Annotated in this window: 22 protein-coding genes and 3 pseudogenes; 10 read left to right on the top strand and 15 right to left on the bottom strand. The window is 68.3% G+C overall.

Annotated elements, in window-relative coordinates:
• The first annotated feature begins 8 nt into the window (after positions 1 to 8).
• Positions 9 to 680: a hypothetical protein gene (locus JOC24_RS17045; RefSeq protein WP_205021142.1), complete on the top strand. Its 672-nt coding sequence runs from the start codon at positions 9 to 11 to the stop codon at positions 678 to 680.
• 58 nt (positions 681 to 738) lie between these two features.
• On the opposite strand, the gene JOC24_RS17040 is transcribed toward JOC24_RS17045, so the two are convergent.
• Positions 739 to 900, bottom strand: a complete 162-nt coding sequence (locus tag JOC24_RS17040) for a hypothetical protein (RefSeq protein WP_205021141.1) — start codon at positions 898 to 900, stop codon at positions 739 to 741.
• Between the two features lie 14 nt (positions 901 to 914).
• Here JOC24_RS17040 and JOC24_RS34220 point away from each other — a divergent pair.
• Positions 915 to 1,306: pseudogene (locus JOC24_RS34220) on the top strand (Tn3 family transposase); the annotation flags it as partial.
• 204 nt (positions 1,307 to 1,510) lie between these two features.
• On the opposite strand, the gene JOC24_RS17030 reads toward JOC24_RS34220, so the two are convergent.
• From JOC24_RS17030 to JOC24_RS17020, 3 genes are read right to left on the bottom strand one after another with little or no spacing between them, the layout of a single operon-like run.
• Positions 1,511 to 2,425 (bottom strand): haloalkane dehalogenase, encoded by a 915-nt coding sequence (locus JOC24_RS17030; protein ID WP_307792712.1) that lies wholly within the window; start codon positions 2,423 to 2,425, stop codon positions 1,511 to 1,513.
• Positions 2,418 to 2,822 (bottom strand): pyridoxamine 5'-phosphate oxidase family protein, encoded by a 405-nt coding sequence (locus JOC24_RS17025; RefSeq protein WP_205021139.1) that lies wholly within the window; start codon positions 2,820 to 2,822, stop codon positions 2,418 to 2,420. The genes JOC24_RS17030 and JOC24_RS17025 overlap by 8 nt, the downstream gene beginning before the upstream one ends.
• Positions 2,819 to 3,514 (bottom strand): NAD(P)-dependent oxidoreductase, encoded by a 696-nt coding sequence (locus JOC24_RS17020; RefSeq protein WP_205021138.1) that lies wholly within the window; start codon positions 3,512 to 3,514, stop codon positions 2,819 to 2,821. Before JOC24_RS17020 ends, JOC24_RS17025 begins: the two co-directional genes overlap by 4 nt.
• Positions 3,515 to 3,590: 76 nt before the next feature.
• Here JOC24_RS17020 and JOC24_RS17015 point away from each other — a divergent pair, with 76 nt between their 5' ends.
• Positions 3,591 to 4,229: a TetR/AcrR family transcriptional regulator gene (locus JOC24_RS17015; protein WP_205021137.1), complete on the top strand. Its 639-nt coding sequence runs from the start codon at positions 3,591 to 3,593 to the stop codon at positions 4,227 to 4,229.
• A gap of 41 nt (positions 4,230 to 4,270) precedes the next feature.
• Here JOC24_RS17015 and JOC24_RS17010 read toward each other — a convergent pair whose 3' ends face one another.
• From JOC24_RS17010 to JOC24_RS17000, 3 genes are all read right to left on the bottom strand, one after another.
• Positions 4,271 to 4,783, bottom strand: a complete 513-nt coding sequence (locus JOC24_RS17010) for a recombinase family protein (RefSeq protein WP_239580533.1) — start codon at positions 4,781 to 4,783, stop codon at positions 4,271 to 4,273.
• A 135-nt stretch (positions 4,784 to 4,918) separates the two neighbouring features.
• Positions 4,919 to 5,803: an aldo/keto reductase gene (locus JOC24_RS17005; RefSeq protein WP_205021135.1), complete on the bottom strand. Its 885-nt coding sequence runs from the start codon at positions 5,801 to 5,803 to the stop codon at positions 4,919 to 4,921.
• A 14-nt stretch (positions 5,804 to 5,817) separates the two neighbouring features.
• Positions 5,818 to 6,756 carry an NAD-dependent epimerase/dehydratase family protein gene (locus JOC24_RS17000; RefSeq protein WP_205021134.1) on the bottom strand — a complete coding sequence of 313 codons (939 nt, stop codon included), beginning with the start codon at positions 6,754 to 6,756 and terminating at the stop codon, positions 5,818 to 5,820.
• 70 nt (positions 6,757 to 6,826) lie between these two features.
• Between JOC24_RS17000 and JOC24_RS16995 the strand changes: the two genes are divergently transcribed.
• On the top strand, positions 6,827 to 7,735 hold the full coding sequence (locus JOC24_RS16995; RefSeq protein ID WP_205021133.1) for a LysR family transcriptional regulator: 909 nt from the start codon (positions 6,827 to 6,829) through the stop codon (positions 7,733 to 7,735).
• A 112-nt stretch (positions 7,736 to 7,847) separates the two neighbouring features.
• Here the strand turns inward: JOC24_RS16995 and JOC24_RS16990 are convergent, their stop codons facing one another.
• The 7 genes and pseudogenes from JOC24_RS16990 to JOC24_RS16965 form a co-directional block, all read right to left on the bottom strand.
• Positions 7,848 to 8,444 carry an HAAS signaling domain-containing protein gene (locus JOC24_RS16990; protein WP_205021132.1) on the bottom strand — a complete coding sequence of 199 codons (597 nt, stop codon included), beginning with the start codon at positions 8,442 to 8,444 and terminating at the stop codon, positions 7,848 to 7,850.
• Positions 8,441 to 8,815 (bottom strand): PadR family transcriptional regulator, encoded by a 375-nt coding sequence (locus JOC24_RS16985; protein ID WP_205021131.1) that lies wholly within the window; start codon positions 8,813 to 8,815, stop codon positions 8,441 to 8,443. The genes JOC24_RS16990 and JOC24_RS16985 overlap by 4 nt, the downstream gene beginning before the upstream one ends.
• Before the next feature lie 348 nt (positions 8,816 to 9,163).
• Entirely contained in the window at positions 9,164 to 9,391 is a 228-nt protein-coding gene (locus JOC24_RS16980; RefSeq protein ID WP_205021130.1) for a hypothetical protein, read from the bottom strand.
• A gap of 47 nt (positions 9,392 to 9,438) precedes the next feature.
• Positions 9,439 to 10,077, bottom strand: a complete 639-nt coding sequence (locus JOC24_RS16975) for a uracil-DNA glycosylase (RefSeq protein WP_239580532.1) — start codon at positions 10,075 to 10,077, stop codon at positions 9,439 to 9,441.
• A 739-nt stretch (positions 10,078 to 10,816) separates the two neighbouring features.
• A pseudogene (locus JOC24_RS16970) lies at positions 10,817 to 11,750 on the bottom strand (zinc-binding dehydrogenase).
• Between the two features lie 143 nt (positions 11,751 to 11,893).
• Positions 11,894 to 12,118: pseudogene (locus JOC24_RS34215) on the bottom strand (Tn3 family transposase); the annotation flags it as partial.
• A 138-nt stretch (positions 12,119 to 12,256) separates the two neighbouring features.
• Positions 12,257 to 12,817 (bottom strand): hypothetical protein, encoded by a 561-nt coding sequence (locus JOC24_RS16965; protein ID WP_307792710.1) that lies wholly within the window; start codon positions 12,815 to 12,817, stop codon positions 12,257 to 12,259.
• 128 nt (positions 12,818 to 12,945) lie between these two features.
• On the opposite strand from JOC24_RS16965, the gene JOC24_RS16960 reads away from it, so the two are divergent.
• From JOC24_RS16960 to JOC24_RS16935, 6 genes are all read left to right on the top strand, one after another.
• Positions 12,946 to 13,530, top strand: coding sequence for a hypothetical protein (locus JOC24_RS16960; protein WP_205021129.1), 585 nt, complete (start codon positions 12,946 to 12,948; stop codon positions 13,528 to 13,530).
• Positions 13,531 to 13,898: 368 nt separating this feature from the next.
• Positions 13,899 to 14,414, top strand: a complete 516-nt coding sequence (locus JOC24_RS16955) for a nitroreductase family deazaflavin-dependent oxidoreductase (protein ID WP_205021128.1) — start codon at positions 13,899 to 13,901, stop codon at positions 14,412 to 14,414.
• Between the two features lie 35 nt (positions 14,415 to 14,449).
• Positions 14,450 to 14,875: a hypothetical protein gene (locus JOC24_RS16950; protein WP_205021127.1), complete on the top strand. Its 426-nt coding sequence runs from the start codon at positions 14,450 to 14,452 to the stop codon at positions 14,873 to 14,875.
• Between the two features lie 208 nt (positions 14,876 to 15,083).
• Positions 15,084 to 16,163, top strand: a complete 1,080-nt coding sequence (locus tag JOC24_RS16945; protein ID WP_205021126.1) for a PP2C family protein-serine/threonine phosphatase — start codon at positions 15,084 to 15,086, stop codon at positions 16,161 to 16,163.
• Between the two features lie 30 nt (positions 16,164 to 16,193).
• Positions 16,194 to 16,727, top strand: coding sequence for a MarR family winged helix-turn-helix transcriptional regulator (locus JOC24_RS16940; RefSeq protein WP_205021125.1), 534 nt, complete (start codon positions 16,194 to 16,196; stop codon positions 16,725 to 16,727).
• A 303-nt stretch (positions 16,728 to 17,030) separates the two neighbouring features.
• Entirely contained in the window at positions 17,031 to 17,576 is a 546-nt protein-coding gene (locus tag JOC24_RS16935; protein ID WP_205021124.1) for a hypothetical protein, read from the top strand.
• Positions 17,577 to 18,075: 499 nt separating this feature from the next.
• On the opposite strand, the gene JOC24_RS16930 is transcribed toward JOC24_RS16935, so the two are convergent.
• Positions 18,076 to 18,462, bottom strand: a complete 387-nt coding sequence (locus JOC24_RS16930; RefSeq protein WP_205021204.1) for a DUF302 domain-containing protein — start codon at positions 18,460 to 18,462, stop codon at positions 18,076 to 18,078.
• Positions 18,463 to 18,546 lie beyond the last annotated feature (84 nt).

Raw genomic sequence — 18,546 nt, 5'->3', positions numbered from 1 at the left:
CACCGACCATGACCGCAGCCGAGCACCACATCGTGCCGCGCCAGCCCCCTTCGTCCGGCTCCTCCGGGGCCTCCGGGTCATCCGGTTCCTCGGGCTCCGCCGGTTCCTCCGGTCCCACCGGTTCCTCAGGTGGGGACGGCGACGGGACGCCTCCCCCGGACCGGCGCAGGGTGATCCGACGGCGCCTGATCACGCTGACGATCATCGTCCTGCTCATCGGCATCCCCGCCGGATACCTGGTGATCTCCGCAGGTCAGAGCCGCCGTTCCGGCAAGGACAAGGAGGCCGAGGCGGCCGCTCAGGGACTGCGCGAGGACTGGCCGTCCGGCATGCAGCGCCGGATCTTCGAGCTGCCGATTCCGGGCAATGCGCAGGGGGTCCAGTACTACGAGACGAACAACTGGAAAGCCAGCCGGATGTACGTGAAGTTCCGTACGACCTCGGCCGGGCTCGACCGCTTCCTGAGCGGTGTGGGCACGGGGCGCGCCGCTCTGGAGACCGGCAAGGTGACCATCAGCGGACGGGACGTCAAGATCACCGGCTGGTACTTCGGGCCTGGCGTCGACTGGGCGGGCACGGTCCACAAGAACAAGGACCCGCGCCCCACCCAGAACATCACCGTCAACATGACTGACCCCGGGGCCCCGGTCGTGTACGTGGTCTCCGCGTCGACCCCCTGACGGGAGCGGGCCGGTCCACTCTTTCCCCGGAAAGGCCACCACGCGCGTGGTGGCCGAGTCAGGGACCCTGCTGCTCACGGTTGAGTTCGTGGTAGCCACGAAAGTCGAAGAAGCGCAGCCCACCGATCACGGCCCCGGACACGATCTCCGACAGGGTCCATGGATGCGTGGTGTGGTCGTCGGTCGCCACGCCTCCGCGTTCGAGCAGCAACTCCGTCATCCGAAGGGCGCCGCCCTCGCGACTCGCTGTACGTACTGGACGTGCTCCACGACGGCGACGGCTGCGAGCACCCCGGGCATGATCGTCCCGGACACCGCCTGGTGCTCCGGCATCGTGTTCGCCCTCCTCACCCTGTAGGGATTCGCGTACGCGCCCCAGCTCGTCGGCCCTGTCGGACCAGACGATGCGGCGCCTCGACCGAGCCGCCCACTGCGAGGCCTTTCAGGACGCGGCCCGCGCCCGAGCCGATCCCGCCCGGACCGAGCGGCACTGGGAGGGCAGCATACGGATCTCCGGTTCCATCCGCACCGGGGCCGTCCGCGCCCATGACATGATCCGGACGCTGTCCGGGTACGGCCGCCCCACGCCGCCCGGCGACGCGATCGCGCACTACAGGCGGATCGCCACACGCGCAATGCCCCTCGGTGAGGGTCGTCAGCGGCGCAGGACGCTGACGACCCCTCACGGGCTCGAGGGTGGAGGCGAGTCAGGAGACCTGGCCGGCGGGCCGCCGCATCGCCGACCCCAGGCGTGGTCGGGCCGACTCCGAAAGCTGACAGTGACAGCTCAGCCGCCCGGGGGCGGTCGGCACCGTCGTCGTCGAGGACGCCTACCGGCGTGCCAGCCCGTGGCGGTCGGCCCAGGTGTTGATCGACGCGGCCAGCTCCTCGGGGCGGTCCTCCGGGGAGTGGTGGCCGGCCGGGCCGTGGCGGGTGACTTCCAGGCCCGCGATGTGCTCCTCGCACCAGGCCACGGCATCTTCGTCGGTCATCGCACCCGGACCCGGCTCGAACGCCGCGAGCAGCTTGGGGACTTCGGGGCTGGCGGCCAGCCAGGCGTCGTAGTGCTCGACGCGGGCCACTACGTCGGCGGGCTCGGAGTCCAGTGGCATCATGCGCGTCCATGCCAGCACCGGGCGGCGGCTGCGCGGGGTGGGGAAGGGGCGGCGGTAGACCTCCAGGTCGGCAGGGTCGAGAGGGGTGGCGAGCGTGTCCGGGAGTCCTTCGATGAACAGCGACTTCTCCAAGATCATCTCCTCGCCGACTCCGGGGGTGCGCAGGAGGGTGAACAACTCCCGCCCTGCGGCTGCAAACTCGTCGCCGACGAGCGGCTTGATGATCGCCTCGGTGAAGGCGAGACCGCGGACGCGGCCCGGGAGACGGGCGGCTCTGTCGAAGGCGAGCGCACCGCCCCAGTCGTGGCCGACGAGGACGGTCTCGGTAAGGCCCAGGGCGTCGAACCAGGCGTCGAGGTAGCGGGCGTGGTCGTCGAAGGAGTAGGCGATGTCGGGCTTGCCCGAGTCGCCCATGCCGATGAGGTCGGGGGCCAGAAGGCGGCGGCCGGGTGCAGCCACGACCGGCAGAACGTTCCGCCACAGGTGGGAGGAGGTGGGGTTGCCGTGGAGGAAGACGAAAGGCAGCCCGTGGGGATCGCCGGACTCGCGGTAGTGGAGGGTGGAGTCGAGAACGGGGAGGGTGGGCATCGCAGGGTCACTTCGCTTTCGGGCGGGGGATTCGTCAGAGATTGAGGCTCAGGACGCGGTCGACGGCGATCTCGATGACGACCAGGTCCAGCGGGGCGGGCGGGGCCGCGCGGTAGCGGTCGGCGTAGCGTCGGACCGCCTCGACCAGGCGCGCGGGATCCTCGGTGACGGCGGCCCGGCCTTCGAGGGTGACCCAGCGGAAGCCGTCTGCCTGGCAGAGCGCGATACGGGCCGCTGGGCCGCCTGCCACCACGTTCCGGGTCTTGCGGGCTCCCGCCCGGGTGGTCACCCGGACCAGGCCGGTGTCCGCGTCGAAGGTGAAGCGGACCGGGGTGACGTGCGGAGTGCCGTCGGGGCGGAGGGTGGTGAAGGCCGCGGTGTGGGGGCTCGTGAGGAATGCCCTTGTGGCTGCTGGGAGTCCGACGGTCGCCCGGCTCACTTCTTCTTCACGCCCTCGTGCCAGATCAGCTTGGCGATGTTCGGCTTCACAGCCGTTGTGATGACGCCCATGGCCGTACGGACGTACCGCCGTTCCTCCAGCTCGCGCAGCATGCTCGCGGCGAGGTCGGCACGGGCGGTGAAGACGCCATCAGCGCTGGTCTCAGCGGCGTGGTAGTGCGTGACGACGGGGTGCTCGAAGAGGCCCGAGGGCCGGACGAGGGTCCAATCGAGGTCCGTCTGACGGATCACGGCCTCCATGCGGCGCATGTCCTCGTGGAGGGTGCGGCCGAGGCGTCGGTTCACCAGCGGGTCGAGTACGTGGTTGAAGAAGTGCGCACCGGTGGGGCGCCAGTTCGGGTCGGCGATGCTGGAGCTGATGGTGAGCAGCCGCTTGATGCCGTGGCGGGTCATGGCCCTGGTGATGGCCGTGGCGCTCGCCGAGTACGTGGTGATGGTCTCCTTGCTGAAGCGCGCGCCCAGCGCGGACAGGACGGCGTCCGTCCCGGCGATCGCGGCATCGACGGTCGCCGGATCGGTGGCGTCGGCGACGGCCACGGCGAGGCCGGGCCGCTCGGAAGGGAGGGAGCCGGGGCGGCGCGTCACGGCGACGACGTCGTGGCCGGCGGCGAGGGCCTGGTCGGTGAGGTGGCGGCCGGTCGGTCCGTTGGCGCCGAAGACTGCGATACGCATGGTGTCGGGGCATCCCTTCGTGTGGTTTCCGGAACGCCCTTGACTGTGCCGATCACGAGACGCAGGCTCAACGCTGATGAATAGCGCCGCCCCTGCCCCCGCCCGCACCCGAGGCCGCCCCCGCGGCAACCCGCCGATCCGCGAGTCAATCGTCTCGGCGGCCCGTGCCCTGTTCCTGGAGCGCGGTTACCGGCGCACCACGGTGCGCGCGGTGGCCGCGGTCGCCGGAGTCGACCCGGCGCTGATCGCCTACCACTTCGGCTCGAAGAAGGGCCTGTTCGCGGACGTGATGCAGTTCCAGTGCGCCAATGCGCTGGCGGTGGACGACGTCCTCGGCGGCGACCCGGTCACTCTCCCCGACCGCCTGATCGACGCGGTGACGGGCCTGTGGGAGAACGCCGACTTCCTCCAGCTCACCGCCCAGGGCGACGAGGCCGCCGAGGTGATCCGCGAATACCTGGAACGCGAGCTGCTGGCCCGGCTTGTTGAATTTCTCGGCGGCCGGGACGCGACCGCCCGCGCCACAGCAGTGGTGACGATCCTCGGCGGTCTCATCTACACCCGCTACCTCAACCCCCTCCCCACGCCGGCCGCCCTCACCCCGTCCGAGACCCGTCACATCCTCACCCCAGCGCTGCGCGCAGCTCTGGCTCCGAGGTCGCGCACCGCGGCGACCACCAAAACAGGCCGTCAAGGCTCGCCGACCTCTGATTGAGGCGCCCGTGTGGCCTTGACTACTCAGCGCCTCCGGTGCGGCTACCCCTGTAGGTAGCGGTGCAGGGAGGTTTTCGGGATGCCGGTCTTGGTGCTGATCTCCCCGTAGCTGCTGCCCTGATCCTTGAGCAGGCGTGCGTACTCGATCTTGTCGGCGAGGTCGGCGAGGTCGGCGACGGGGAGGTGGTTGCGGCGGCCGGCGCCTTCAGCCACGGCGCGGGCGTGGGAAGCCCGTTCGGCGGTGAAGGTGCGTTTCCTCTCCGCGAAGAGGGCGAGCAGCAGGAAGGCAATACGACCCGTGCCCTCATCTGCGGTGTTGATCGGCAGAGGGTCCGCAGGCGAGCGCACGCCGATGTAATTCCCGCCCAGATCGTGGACGAGGTTGAGGACTTCGCGCAGATTGCGGCCGAGCCGGTCGAGGGTGTACACGACGATGGTGTCGCCGGGGTGAGCAGGTCGGCCAGGCCCGAGCCGGGCCGGTTGATGGCGGCGCCGCTCTCCTCGTCGACGCAGACTCGAATCTGGCCTCACGAGGAATACGCGACACCTCAACATGTGGGCCTACCAGTCCCAAGGCCGGACATGGACAAGCGCCTCGACCTGTGCTCCTCGGCTATGGTGCCGAGGCAGAGGCGGGCGGCAGGGCACAGCCGACCGCGGCCAAGGTCGATAGGCGGCTTGTAACCCAGCTCAGCCCTGCAGAACGTCCTCGAGTTCCACCAGTTCCCGCGTGTTCAGCGTGAGGTCAACGGCCCTGGCGGAGTTGGTGATGGATGCAGGGCGACTGGCTCCCGGTACCGGGAGCATCGCCGGGGAGTGGGCGAGCAGCCAGGCCAGGGCGACCTGCTGGGGGCTGACGCCGCGTTCGGTGGCGATGCGGTGGAAGGCTGTGCCGATGGAGGTGGGGCCGGAGGGGCCGTCCAGGGAACTGCGGGAGATTCCGCCGAGTGGGCTCCAGGGCAGGAAGACCAACCCCAGCTGTTCACTCAGCTGCAGCTCGGGCTCGCTGTCGCGGACGGCGGGTGAGTACTGGTTTTGTACGGAGACGAGCCCGTCGCCAAGGATCCGATATGCCTGGCGGATCTGGGCGGTGGTGACGTTCGAGATGCCGGCGGCGCGGATTGTGCCGGCATCGAGAAGCTCGCGCAGCGCGCCGACGGATTCCGCCCAGGGCACGGTCGGGTCCGGCTTGTGCAGCTGGTACAGGCCTATCGCGTCGACGCCCAAGCGCTTGGCGGAGGCTTCAGCGGCTTGCTTGAGGTGGTCGGGGGTGGCGGTGACGGTCCAGCTGCCGTCGCCGGGGCGGCCGCGGCCGCCCTTGGTGGCCACCAGGACATGGGAGGTGGGGCTGCCATAGCGAGCCAGGGCGCGGGCGATCAGCAACTCGTTGTGGCCCACCTCGTCGGCGTGCCAGTGGTAGCTGTCGGCGGTGTCGATCAGGGTGACGCCAGCGTCTAGGGCGGCGTGGACGGTGGCGATGGCCCGCGCCTCGTCCGGGCGGTGCTCGATGGACATCGGCATGGCACCCAGGCCGATGGCGCTGACCGTGGTGTGGGCAATGGTGCGGTACTGCATGGTGGCTTTGTTCCTTAAGTGGTGGGAGCAGCGGATATGGCGAGGGCTTCGGCGACGGCTCCCGGCAGCCAGTCGGCGGTGCGGGAGAAAGAAAAGCCCAACGCCTTCGCGCGGGTATTGCTCATGGCGTAGTGGCGGTCGAAGGAGAACGGCGAAGCTTCCCCGCGCGCCGGGACTGTCCGGTAGACGGCCTCCCGGCCGGCCTGCGTGGCGACCATCTCAGCGAGGCCGTGCACATCGAGTAGGCCGTCGGAGCAGGCGTTGACGGGGCCGGTGAAGTCGGCGGTGGTCGCCCACAACAGCAGGTCCGCCACCTCCTCGTAGTGGATGAAGACCGTGGGCAGCGCCTTCGCGTGCACAGTGACCTCTTCGCCCCGGGTGATGCGTCCGGCATAGTGCGCCAGCCTGCCGGTGAACTCCTGCGCGCCGCCGCCGAGCACATGGGCGCTGCGCACGGTGACGAAGGCGAAGTGGCCGGCGTGGGCGAAGACGGCCTCGGCCTGCCGCTTGCCCTCGGCGTAGTGCGCCTCCAGGTAGGAGCCGTCGTCCCAGGGCAGGTCCATGGCCACCTGCCAGGTGGCTGGGTCCACGCTTTCCTCGGGCACGGGCGTCCCCGTGGGCACGGTCGGCAGCGCGGCGGTCGCGGGATCGTAGACCTCGATCGTGGAGGTCATGACGTAGCGCCGAGTGTGGCCGGCAAAGGTGCGGGCGGCGATAGAGGCCTGTACCGGGGTGTAGCAGACCTGGTCCACCACGACGTCGAAGGTGCGGGCGTTGAGTGCGGCTGTCAGGGCGGCCTCGTCGTTGCGGTCGACGACGAGGTGCTCGACGCCGGTGGGCGGTGGGGTGGAGCCGCGGTTGATCACGGTGACCTGGTGGCCAGCGTCCTGCAGGCGCTCTATCAGGAGCTTTCCGAAGTACCGGCTTCCGCCGATGACGCAGATCTTTTGCATGCCCCCATCCTGGAGACCTATCGTCATCAGCAGAAGTCCTGACTTACTTGGTAGGCATTAAGGAGAAGTGTTGATTGATGTACAGCGGCTCCGGGTTCTGCGGGCGGTGGCGGAGCACGGCAGCTTCAACCGGGCCGCTGTGGCTCTCCGCCTCACCCCCTCGGCCGTCTCCCAGCAGGTGGCTGCCCTGGAACGTAGTCTCGGTGCCCAGGTCGTCGTGCGCAGCACCCGAGGCGTCTCCCTCACACCGGCGGGCCAGATCATGATCGGCGCCGCCGAATCCGTCGCCGCGGAGCTTGAACATGCACAACAGCAGGTTGCGGAGCTCAGCACTGGCCGCACCCAGCTCACCGTCGCCACTTTCACCAGCGGCGGCAGGCTCATGCTGCCTGCCGCTCTCGCCCAGCTCATGGCAGCGCATCCCCGGACCGTGCTCCACGTCAGGGAGGGCGAACCCGAAGACACCCTTCCACTCGTCCGCCAAGGCGCCGTAGACCTCGCGCTCGCCTACCACTTCGACGGCCCGCTCCCCGTCGGACCGGGCGCCGCCTCCAACCTGGAGTGGACACCACTCCTGGAAGACCCCCTGCACGTCGTCCTGCCACAGGGGCACCGACTCGCCAACCACGACGCGCTGGACCTCACCGATCTGGCAGCCGACCCCTGGGTGCTCGGCTGCCTGAAGTCCGAGGCATACTTGCGCCGCTTCGCCGAGCGCGCCCGCTTCGATCCGGAAATCCGCGGGACCACCACCGACTACTTCTTCGCCCGCTCCCTCGTCGCCGCAGGTACGGGCATCTCCCTGATCCCCTCCATCGCACTCGCCCCCGAAATCCCGGGCCTAAGCGCCGTCCCCATCAAGCGACCAGGCCCGGTCCGGCACATCGGCGTCGCCACAATCAGCGGCCGCGACCGCCCCGACGTCACGACGCTCATTCACGCCCTTCGCGAGCAGGCGATGCGGCACCGCGGAGATTGATCCGCCACGGGCGCACCCGGCGGTCCACCTGCGGCGATCATGTTGCATGAGTTGTACCTCCGCATCAGTCGCCCACGCGGCTTGTGACGACCCCGCAGAGCGGGAGTGACAGTCAGGCGCGGCGGACCCGCCAGAGCCATGTCGCCGTGCCGACCAGCAGGATGAGCGTCGCCAGGTTGGCCACAAGAGCCGGGGTGTCGCCTGCCGGGCCGCCGCTGGACAGGTTCCAGGTGACGATGACGGCACTCGGCAGGACGGCGGTGAGCAGTACCCCGGTGGTTTTCTGGACGGCGGTCCAGTGCACCGAGGTGCAGAGGAGTACCGCGCCGGTGATGCGGAAAAGGACGCCGAACAGTGGGCCGGGCTGGTCGGAGAAGACCATCAGGAAGGGCAGCGAGAGGGTGAGCATCAGGAGCGGGACCAAGGGGTGCACCTTGCCGCGCCGGGTGGTCGCACCGGCACGGTCCGGGAGCGCGACCCCGGTCGCCCCGTTCCTTGACTCGGCCAGCGCCGTCGCCGCGATCGTGCGGGGGTCCCCAAGTTGGGCCAGGACCTCGCCGGGCGGGGCGTCCGGGCGCTCGGCGCGCGTCACCTCTATGTGTTCGGCGAGGTCGGCGAGGAGTTCCTGACGACGGTCGACGGGAAGCGCGGAGGCCTCGCGCTCGACGGCGGAGAGATAGTCGCGCACGGGGTCGGCAGGCGTCTTCATGTGAGGTCTCCGGTGGAGGGGCGTGGGGTTGCGAGGAAGGTGTCGACGGCGTCGCGGAAGCCGGGCCAGACGCGGGTGAACTCGTCGAGCGCGGCCCTGCCGCTGTCGGTGAGCGCGTAGTAACGACGGGGTGGTCCGGAGGCCGACTCCTGCCAGGTGGTGGTGACCAGGTCGTCGCGACGGAGCCGGGAGAGCAGGGGGTAGACCGTGCCCTGGCTGGTGGCCAGGGCACCTGACTCCTCCAGGGCGCGGAGGAGTTCCACGCCGTAACGGGGACGGTCCCGCATCAGGGCGAGTACGCAGTACTCCAGGACGCCCTTGCGCAGCTGGGCGGCTGCCCGGACCTGCTTGGTCGAATCGCCTGGTTCCATGCAATGCAAGATACCTGGCGGGGCAAGTGCATGGGAAGCGGGCTCCCGCGACCAGGCCGAAGCGGGCCAGTGGCGTGCCGGGCGTCGCCGTTTCTGAACCACGGGCTGATCTGATCTGCTGATGCCGCGTCGTTCCGCCTGCTGCCCGGCCCCGGCCCTTGCCGCGCGGCCACCGGTTTGAGCACGCGACATGGAAGATCAATAGGAACTTCCCGCACCGCTCTCAGCTCTGTGTCGAGTTCACGGGCCACGACCGGATGCGCTGCGTCACGATCAAGGGCTGAGCGCCCGAGGCCGAAGGCGCGCGCACCGGATCTGCTGAGGCGAGCGCCGTCGTCGTGCTGCAAGTCAGGCCAGGCGGTAGACAGCCCTATCCGGATCAGGCTTCACTACGAAGCCTTCGCCAGCGAGGTCGCGGAGGAGACGCCGGGCTTCTTTGCCGGCGGCTTCGTCGCTCGTCGGCTCGTAGCCGACGACACGCAAGGCCAGAACAGCCCGTTGTGTATCCCAGGTGCCGCCCAGGGCCTGCATCACCGCTGTGAGTCCCTGCTTGTGCGTCAGCGCCTTCTCAGCCATAACATTCCTCCTTCTCGCCCGTACTCGAGCCATATCGACCCGGTAGCCTAAATTTCCGAGGACCTCAGTGCGTCGCCGACTCGGCGGTACGAGTCGATTCTGTGCTGCGCACGGCGTACGCGTTCCTGCGGGTCTCGTACGAAGAGAGCCTGCCTGCCGGGGTGGTAGGTGCTCACGACGTGCAGAGTGCGGTCACGGATCACATCAGGGTGCGCCTTGTTCAGGCGGCGCCAGACGTCCTGAGCCTCGTTTCCTTGAAGGAGAACGACCTCTGCCTTCGTCATCAGCTTCAGCAGTGATTTCAGGACCTCGGCACCGGCCTGGAGTTCGGCCGCGTTAGGCGAGCGGTTGATGTACCAGGGGTAGGCATTCCAGGGGGTGACGTCTCGCGGCGCTATACCGGCTTTTTCGAAGATCTGGGCCTGGAGCTCCGCCGTCGGGTCGTCGTTCTCCACACACAGGAAACCGGATCCGACGCCTTCGAGCGTCTTGGGCCCCGGGTCGCGCAACACGGACAGGACACGAGCCTCCGTTCCCCCGTGCCAGGGGGCGACATAGGGCATCCACCCACGCCCCTCCGGCTCACGTAGGCCGTCGACCATCTCGTTCACCAGACGGACATGAGGGGCATAGCGCCCCTGCTCCTGCTCCGTCCGAAACGCGTCGTCACGCATCCGTCTTGCCATAATTCCTCCATCACATGCCAACACCTCTGCCTGGACCCTAACCTCCACCTCTGACACCTCTCCGGCCGGCAAAATCCTGTGACCATGCAGACGGACACCCCGGGGGAGACAACGGCATTGGCCAGAACCTCAGAACGACCGCTGACATAATCCTGAACGCAATCGCGGCTGTCGTCGTAGGCGCTTGCGTGCTTGGTTGTGCGACGCTCGTCATCCTCGGGAACTTCCTCCGGGACACCGATGAACCCACACGTGTCACACTTACCGGATCGACCGGCCCCGAACCCGCAGTCCTGGCCTGGCGCATCACCGCTCGGCAACGCGCGGACGGCTGCCGCCCCCATCCATCGGTAAGCGGGGGCCTGTTCACGCCACGGCGGAGTCGTCAACATCTACGAGTCGAGCCCCGGCGATCCGCGAACCCTTTGCCCGCCGACAGGCCACCCGGACACCCTCGAACGAGCACGGGAACTCCTCGCCGCCGACACGGCTGCTGTCCCCACCCTCGATTCCAGCGTCCGTGCGATCAGATCCGCAACCTGCTCATCGGAAACGGCGCGAGGCCGCCCGGGCCGCAGCTGACCATCGACCAACTCCGGTCGGAAACGAGGAGGAATCGCATCGTCTGTTTCAGCGGGAGTTCGACTTTCCGGACTTCTGCGGCCTTGTCCTTATCCCTGACCACGTGCGTTTCACGGGGTGGGAGTCGTTGGCGGGCGGCTGGACCTGCGGATTCGGGTCAGGGGATGACGATCAGCTTTCCTACGTGCTCGCGCCGGGCGAGTTGCGCCTGGGCTTCGTGTACCTGCCCGAGTGGGAAGGTTGCGGCGACGACCGGTCTGACGTCGCCACGCCGGGCAATTTCCACCAGCTGGTCGAAGATCCGCGGTGTGTGCATGGTTGAGCCCACCAGCGAGAGATTGGCCAGGTACAGCCGCCGCACGTCGATGTCGACAGCCCAGCCGTCAAGAGCACCGGCAACCACCCAGCGTCCCCCGGCTTTCAGCAATCCGAGGCCGGGGCCGAGGACCGCGCCGGCAACGACGTCGACAACGGCGTCGTATCCCTCAGGTGCGGCCGCCGCTGCATCGGCGAGCACCTCGTCCCGTCGCCGGTCCACCACAGCGTCGGCACCAGCGCTGCGCACAGCGTCTCCCTTGTCACCACTGCACACCGCGACGACCCGGGCCCCACGGGAGCGGGCCAACTGGACCGCGGCAAGACCGACACCCCCCGAGGCGCCAGTGACGAGCACGGTATGGCCCTCCGATACGGCCCCGCGGTCGAGCATGCCCAGCGCGGTGCCATAGGCGATAGGCAGTGCAGCCAGTTCCACGTCCGTGAGAGGCGACCCCTCGACGGAGTGGGCTCGTGCGCTCGGCACCACGACGTACTCGGCGAACCCCCCGTCCCGCTCACTCCCCAGCACGTCGGCCGGGCGGGCGTCCGGGCCCGGACCGTCGTACTCGGCCGGATCCACCAACACCCGCGTCCCGACCAGTCCGGTGACGTCCTCATCGCCACAGGCCACAACAGTGCCGACCACGTCGGCTCCCTGGATGCGCGGGAAGTCGAGCGGGCCGAGCCTCACCCGGCCCCGGGCGGGGCACCGGCATCTCCCGCTCCTCAATCACGTCGAGGTCTCCGTGGCCAGTGATCACAACAGCCCGCATAGAAGGAGAAAAAGGCGGTGACAGTGGTCCGGACGCTGGCGGAGAGCTCGGTGACATGGAGACACGGTCTCATGCAGCCCACTCCACAGCGCCATCATCGGCCCGGCCTCCCGCGCGTCGACTCGCGCAGTATGGGTATCGTGTCGCGCTGCCCCAGCCATTGGACAGAGAGGGAACTCAGTCCTGCCCACCAGCGTCATCGGCGGCTGAGTAGGAAGGTTGCGATGCTTGAGAGGGGCGAGGTGGGGCGATGTCGTCGTTCTGGATCTCATGGCCTTCGGTGCGAAGCCGGGCAACGGCGGCGTCGATGTAGCGCGTCGTCCAGAGCACGAGGGCGTCGGGGGCAAGCCGAGCGCGCCGAGCTGGTCCTATACGAACTAGCCCAGCTCGGCGGCCAGTCCGCCTGTGAGCCCTCGTTCACCACGCAGAGCAGTCGTGAAGAAGTTGGGCGGACGGGTTCCGTCGGGAGTGTCGTGCACGTCGTCCGCGCGCGCTTCGCGGGCCTACTACGAGAACGCGTAGGTCCGGACGGGGTCGAGGTGCAGTTCGAAGGGCCCGAAACAGTCGGCCGCGAGGCTCGCGACCGGAGCGCCGCAGGGGCAGGCTCGGTTGATTCCTTCGTCGCCTGTCGGTCCGCAGCACCCACTGCTCTTCTCCCAGTTGGGCAGTGGCTGAAGGCTGGCGGCGTCATCAGGATGCACCAGCACGGTGTGTCGGCTGCCGGCCGAGATGACGAAGCCTCCTTCGCGGCAGACCACAGGTCCGCGCGACTGAGCTGGCTTCGGGTCCTCCTGATCGTCCTGCACGACGTGGGGAGGTCCCCAGGGCTCGGGATCGATCGCGTAGTAGCCCCGCGGAACGGTGGAAGGCGCCCGGCGTGTCTCCTTGTGCCGGTCGCGCTCGTCGGCTGAGACGTCAGGGACGGCGGCAAGCTCGGCCAGTTCCGGCGTGATCGCGGTGCCGCACTTGGAACAGAGGAAGACGGTCATCCCCTCGTTGTAGTGCTCAGGGCTGCTGCCTCGCATCTTGGTTTCGCCGCTCGCAGTCGATGCGCGCGACGACGCCACGGAGACCGGGCATGCCCGGTGTCTGCTGACGTGAGGCGCTGCCTCGCATCGAAGGCTGCCGGGTACCGGCAACGCGGCGAGATCCACCGCGCGTGCATGATGATCCCTGCCACAGAAAGAGGTGTTCAGTGGAAGCAGACACGGCCCGGAGCGTGGCTCGTGCGCGTATCGGATTGAGCCTGGTGGTGGCGGTCCTTCTGCTGCCTTTTGGCAGCTACGGCCTGGCTCGAACGGGGGCAGTCCCCGAGGGTTCGCCGATCGTGCTCGGTCTGATGGCCGTGATCGCCGGCTCACTGCTGCTCCCCGCGCTCTGCGAGGAGCGGGCGCCGTTTCGGCACTCGTCGTCGCGTCTGATCGCGCGCACCCTGACTGGCGAACGGTCTGTCGACCTGAACGAGATCGCCACGGTCTGCCTCCTGACCACCTTTTCCTACGGCAGCACCTACCGCACCCTTGTAGTGCGCGATTCCCATGGCGTGCGCCTGGGAATCACGACTGAGAGAAGCCGCAAGAAGCTGTGCCGAGCGATCGAGAAGGCGGACGCCGGCACCGCGCGGGGTGCCCCAGGGCCCCGGGTGAGCCGCGCGGCCCGAGAGTATCTGGCCAGTGACCCCGGGCGAGGGCTCATCGGCCACACAATCCTTGCCTTTCTGCTTCTGGTGGTATCCGTCGGCTTGTACGTAGCTGCTGTTCTGATACTCGGCGGGCAGTGAGGCTGCCTCGGCAGCGGCCTTGGAGTCCGCAGCGACCTACCAGCGACGACTCGGCCCCCGCTCACCCCTGTCAAGCCGCGTGTGTCGCGGCTCAGAGACGACGGATGATCGTTGTCGTGGTCCAACCAAAGCGTTCGGCGTGAGGGTGCGGCCGCCACAGTGACAGGGGGGCGCGATGAGCTCGGTTGGTCGAGGTGAACCAATGCGGAGCGTTCCGTCCGCGGTCGTGCTCTGAGGCGCGGGGTGATCTCCTGCGCGATTCGTACGCATCCTTTAGATTGTGCAAAGATTGTGCGATCTCAAGGATGGGCGGCGTCCGCGGAGCGGCCGAGCTTCCTGCCCAGCCCACGTGATCTACGAGAGGTGGCATGGTGACGCCGGAGAGACCGCTGACGGTGCCACGGCGGCCAAGGCGTCCACGAGGGTGGCGTCGCCACTTGGCGCGTTTGCCCCTCGCCCTCTTCGGGGTGGGACTGGGGCGTGTGTTCGGGCGACGCGCCCTGCTGTTGCACCACGAGGGACGCACTACCGGTCTCGATCGGACCGTTGCCCTGGAGGTCGTTGCGTACGACCGCGAGGGCGGCAGTTGGACCCTGGCGTCCAGGTTCGGGCCGAAGGCCGATTGGTATCAAAACCTGCGCATGATGCCTACGACTGTTGTTCAGTCCGGCAGTCGGCACTTCGCAGTCACGGCCCACTTCCTCACGGCGGAGGAAGGGGGTGAAGCCATGGTCCGATACGCGGCTGCCCGGCCGCGCACCGCCCGCCGTCTGTGCTCGTTCATGGGGTTCGGGATCGACGGAAGCCCGGACTCCTATCGGCGCGCGGGGTGCGAGATTCCCTTCGTGCGGCTGGACGCGGGAGCTGGGCAGCGCATGCCCTGAAGCAAGGATGTGAGTGACTGGATCATGGTGGGGGAGTGAGTGTGAACGATTCGGGTGACGATGGTGCCTCATCCGCGCCGAGCGCGGTGTGGAGAAGGTTCGCCGAGGACAACGAGGAGGCGATACGCCTGTCGGCCCCCCGGGAGCCCTCTGCTCTTGAGCGGTCCGCACGGCTCCCGGACGTCGACGGAGACGACCACGGCCCCGCACCGACGGACGGGTCCGTGCAGTGGGTTGGTGAGGGCTACGACGCTCCCCATGGGCAGCAGGCTTGGCGGGACATGAGTGAAAGGGAGCGGTGGCGATACCTCGCTCAGGTGCTCCTTGTTGGCATTGTCATGACAGCAGTCCTGTTGGCGGTGCCCCGGGGGGCGCCTGTGCCGGATACCGTGGACAGCTCTCCGGGTGATGTCGTGCTGCACGAGACCGAGAAGGCTGCAGAGGGCTTCGGCGTGCAGTGATCCCAGTCCAGGCGCCGAGCCCCATGGGCGTGTGGCGCTTTCGGGTGCGGGCGTGCTCCTTGCTGTCCGTGGGTGAGGCTGCTGCGGCCTCGATTGAGTAACGAGCGGTCGGCCGGCCTCAATGCACCAAAATCGTTGCATAGGCTAAATGACGAGTCACGCGACGCGATCGCGGTTCGTCGTTGTTCGCATACCGGCCGGGAGCACCATGACCACGACCCCACGATGGGATGGATCGGCCGTCCTCTCATGGCTGCCGGCCGTGGTGATGGCGGTCGTGGCCGCTGTCGATCTCACCGCAGGACCTGGGGTGGGGTTTCTTCCCCTGGTGTCCCTCGGACCCGCCTTCGCCGGCTTGATCGGCACGTGGAGGCGCACCGCCTTCATCGGTGCGGTGGCGCTGTTGCTGTGCTTCGGTCTCGGCCTGTACGACGGTCTCTTCGACGGCCGCCGCGGCTACACAGCCATGGCATCCGTCGGGGGAGTGACCGCAGCGGGAGTCGTGGCCGCGGTCATGCGGCAACGACGCGAGGCGGAGCTCGCCAGTGTCCGTTCGATCGCAGAGGCCGCGCAACGCGTCCTGCTCAGACCGGTGCCCCGCCGTGCGGGGCCCCTCAGTGTGGCGGTCTCCTACACATCAGCTGTGGCCGAGGCGCGAATCGGCGGGGACCTCTACGAGGTCGTCGTCGCATCCCAAGGCGTGCGTGTGCTGATCGGTGACGTACAGGGCAAGGGGCTCGCCGCGGTGGAGACAGCGGCCGTCGTCCTGGGCGCTTTCCGCGAGGCGGCACACGAGGAACCGGACCTCGTCAGGCTTGTGGCTCGTCTGGAACGGAGCGTGGCCCGCGAGTTGCAGGGCGAGAAGTTCGTGACTGCTCTTCTGGCAGAGGTGCGGCCGGAAGAGGAAACCGTCGTCATGGTCAATTGCGGGCATCCCGCACCCATGCTGATCCGTCGGGACGGCACCATCGAATTCACGGAGCCTCCGTCGTACGCCCTGCCGCTCGGCCTGGGCATGCACGACGGCGAGCCGCCGCGGTCCCACCACGTCGGATTCAGCCCAGAAGAACAACTCTTGCTGTATACCGACGGGGTGACCGAAGCGCGCGACGGTGAAGGACAGTTCTATCCCCTGGAGGATCGGGCCACCCTGCTCAGGGACGACGACGCGCAAGTCGCTCTGGAAGAACTCCGCGGGGACGTCGTCCGGCACGCGGCCGGCCCGCTGCACGACGACGCGGCAATGCTGCTCCTGCGATATCACCGGGATGAGACGCCAGTGGTGTAGAGGTCTCTGCGGACGCGATAGAAAGGGACCATGGTTGAGCGAAGTGCCCCGGCCGAGGGCACGTTTGATGTGGACGCAGTTACCCGTGCGGTGTTGACGGCGTCACGGCTTCTCGTCGCGGTGTCGGCACGTTCGCTCGCCGAGGTCGAAGACCGTGTGACCTTGCCGCAATTCCGCATGCTCGTCGTCCTGTCCACACGTGGGGCGACCAAGCTTGTCACCCTCGCGCACCTGCTGGGTGTGGCCCCCTCGACCGCGATGCGGATGGTGGACCGGCTGATCGCGGCGCGGCTCGCCGACCGGCAGATCAATCAGGACAACCGCCGCGAGACCCTGCTCCAGGTCACCGACGAGGGCCGCCGCACGGTCGAGGACGTGACGACACGGCGACAACAGGAGATCGCCGCTATCGTCGAACGGCTCGACCCTGTCCAGCGCCTCGCTCTTGTCAGCGCTTTGACCGCCTTCAACGAGGCGGGCGGGGAGCCCGCTATGCCGACGCACGGCGACAGCGCTTTGCACCCACTGGGCTGGGCAGACCTGTCGTCGGGGCACCACGGCTGAACATCGTCGTATGTGATGGCGACCGCGTGACTGCGTGATTCCGGCAGGAAAGAAGTCGCTACGTTTCGGCATTCCAGCAGTGCCGTGAATAGGGCGGGGCACCACCATGTACGGGCGCAGCCTGCGACACCGGAGCCGAGCCGGACCACTGGTCGAAAGGAGGGGAGCTACCTGAACGCCCCTGACAGTCACCGCAGGGCTGATCCAGCTCCCGGACTCGCGGCCCATTTCAGGTCGACTCTGTGGGGGCCGGCGGAGTTCGTCGGCGTTCCAGGAGCAGGCATTCTGGCTCATGGTCTCGCGGTGGGGTTCCTCGGCGTCACCTTGATCACCGGTGCGGGATTCCTGGGCATGTGGGCCGGACCCTCGGCCCTCCGCAGCGGCGAGGTCGGTTTGGTGCTCGTCGCCGCACTGGTCATGTATCTGGCGGTTCTGCGGGCCGGGCGCATCCTCGTCGGGCTTGTGGGTGTGCTGGGTATGTGTCTCGCTTTCGCGGCGCCCCAGGCAGCGGCGGGGCTCGCGCTGGCCGGCCGGGGCCAGGTGCAGTCTGCCCACGTCACCTCCGTCGAGAGCAAGGGACACCAGCAGCGTCGCTTCCTGTGCGAGGTGGACCCTGACGGGCCCGGAGTCTCCCCGCGCATGAAGATCTGGCGGGGTTGCACCGGCTTCACCCACCCGGGGGACGTGCTTACGGTTCTGTACGACCCGACGGGACGCGCACCGGCCCGTGGAATAGCACAGCCGGGCGAGCAGACAGCGGCCGAAGTGCGCCTGGCCACCCCTGCGCTGGTCTTCGCCGTTGGAACGACGGTCGCGGTTGTGCGGTGCTTTCGGTTTACGCTGCCATGAAGCCCGTTCCCAGCTGCTTCTGATCAGCACCGTGTGCCCGGACGGTGCAGCCCCATATAGGCGGGGCTGTGGAGTCGTGCCTCATAGACCACCATGGGGCCAGGCGCGCGGGGGAGCCGGAGCGAGCTCGGCCGGCTCTTCGAGCCAAGGCGATAGATTCCTCACGGTGCTCCTCGGCGACCGGGAGCCGGTCGATCGCATCGAACAGCGGCGGCGCCATCCGGACACCCGGTTCGCGGAGGTCGATTTCCTCGGCGGTGAGCGTGTCGGTGCGGCGGTTGTGGAGGGGCTTGGGCTGCGGTGGCCGTCCACTGCGGCTTCCTCGGTCTCTGTGAGTGCCTGGTAGGGCGAGGTGACCGATGTGCGTGCCTGCGCTTTCCCGGTCTTTGTGGTGGCCTTCTTCGTGTTCTCGGCGACGGGGACGCTTTCCTCGAGTCGCGACGGTGAAGGTGGGCATGTCCTCGTCGATGGCCTTCGGGCGTCCGCGGTGGTGAGGGGGTCAGGTGAGGGAGCTCAGGGCGGCGTCCAGGCGGGCGGTGGCATCGCCTGCGACGGGCTTCAGGGCGTCGAGGCCGGTGAGGGTGACCATGGTGCCCGGGTCGAGGGCTTGAATGACCGTGGTGTCGCGGTCGCGGCGTACGACGACGTTGCAGGGCAGGAGCAGGCCGATGCTGCGCTCGGCTTCCAGGGCCCGGCGGGCGAGCGGCGGGTTACAGGCGCCGAGAATCAGGTAGTCCTCCATGTCGTGGCCGAGTTTTGCCTTGAGGGTGGCCTTGACGTCGATCTCGGTGAGGATGCCGAAGCCCTGGTCGGCCAGTGCCTTGCGGACGGCGGTGACAGTGGTGTCGAAGTCGGCGTCGAGTCGGACGGTGCGGTCGTAGGACACGGACACTCCCGGATAGTGCGGAACGACTGACTCCTCTATACCCCACCGCGTACCCGCAAGGGGGCCAGGCGACGCCTTGAGTGG

The sequence above is a fragment of the Streptomyces sp. HB132 genome (assembly GCF_016909575.1).
Classification (GTDB): domain Bacteria; phylum Actinomycetota; class Actinomycetes; order Streptomycetales; family Streptomycetaceae; genus Streptomyces.
The sequence above is the reverse complement of the archived record's forward strand: the minus strand, read 5'-3'. Positions and strand labels throughout refer to the sequence as shown.

What these genes read in the sequence shown, in the direction of transcription:
- JOC24_RS16940 (WP_205021125.1), top strand. Translation starts at nt 16,194, where the DNA reads ATGGTTGAGCGAAGTGCCCCGGCCGAGGGCACGTTTGATGTGGACGCA.
- JOC24_RS16955 (WP_205021128.1), top strand. Translation starts at nt 13,899, where the DNA reads ATGGTGACGCCGGAGAGACCGCTGACGGTGCCACGGCGGCCAAGGCGT.
- JOC24_RS16980 (WP_205021130.1), bottom strand. Translation starts at nt 9,391, where the DNA reads ATGGCTGAGAAGGCGCTGACGCACAAGCAGGGACTCACAGCGGTGATG.
- JOC24_RS17045 (WP_205021142.1), top strand. Translation starts at nt 9, where the DNA reads ATGACCGCAGCCGAGCACCACATCGTGCCGCGCCAGCCCCCTTCGTCC.
- JOC24_RS17005 (WP_205021135.1), bottom strand. Translation starts at nt 5,803, where the DNA reads ATGCAGTACCGCACCATTGCCCACACCACGGTCAGCGCCATCGGCCTG.
- JOC24_RS16990 (WP_205021132.1), bottom strand. Translation starts at nt 8,444, where the DNA reads ATGAAGACGCCTGCCGACCCCGTGCGCGACTATCTCTCCGCCGTCGAG.
- JOC24_RS16975 (WP_239580532.1), bottom strand. Translation starts at nt 10,077, where the DNA reads ATGGCAAGACGGATGCGTGACGACGCGTTTCGGACGGAGCAGGAGCAG.
- JOC24_RS17015 (WP_205021137.1), top strand. Translation starts at nt 3,591, where the DNA reads ATGAATAGCGCCGCCCCTGCCCCCGCCCGCACCCGAGGCCGCCCCCGC.
- JOC24_RS17010 (WP_239580533.1), bottom strand. Translation starts at nt 4,783, where the DNA reads ATGTTGAGGTGTCGCGTATTCCTCGTGAGGCCAGATTCGAGTCTGCGT.
- JOC24_RS16945 (WP_205021126.1), top strand. Translation starts at nt 15,084, where the DNA reads ATGACCACGACCCCACGATGGGATGGATCGGCCGTCCTCTCATGGCTG.
- JOC24_RS17040 (WP_205021141.1), bottom strand. Translation starts at nt 900, where the DNA reads ATGACGGAGTTGCTGCTCGAACGCGGAGGCGTGGCGACCGACGACCAC.
- JOC24_RS17000 (WP_205021134.1), bottom strand. Translation starts at nt 6,756, where the DNA reads ATGCAAAAGATCTGCGTCATCGGCGGAAGCCGGTACTTCGGAAAGCTC.
- JOC24_RS16985 (WP_205021131.1), bottom strand. Translation starts at nt 8,815, where the DNA reads ATGGAACCAGGCGATTCGACCAAGCAGGTCCGGGCAGCCGCCCAGCTG.
- JOC24_RS17020 (WP_205021138.1), bottom strand. Translation starts at nt 3,514, where the DNA reads ATGCGTATCGCAGTCTTCGGCGCCAACGGACCGACCGGCCGCCACCTC.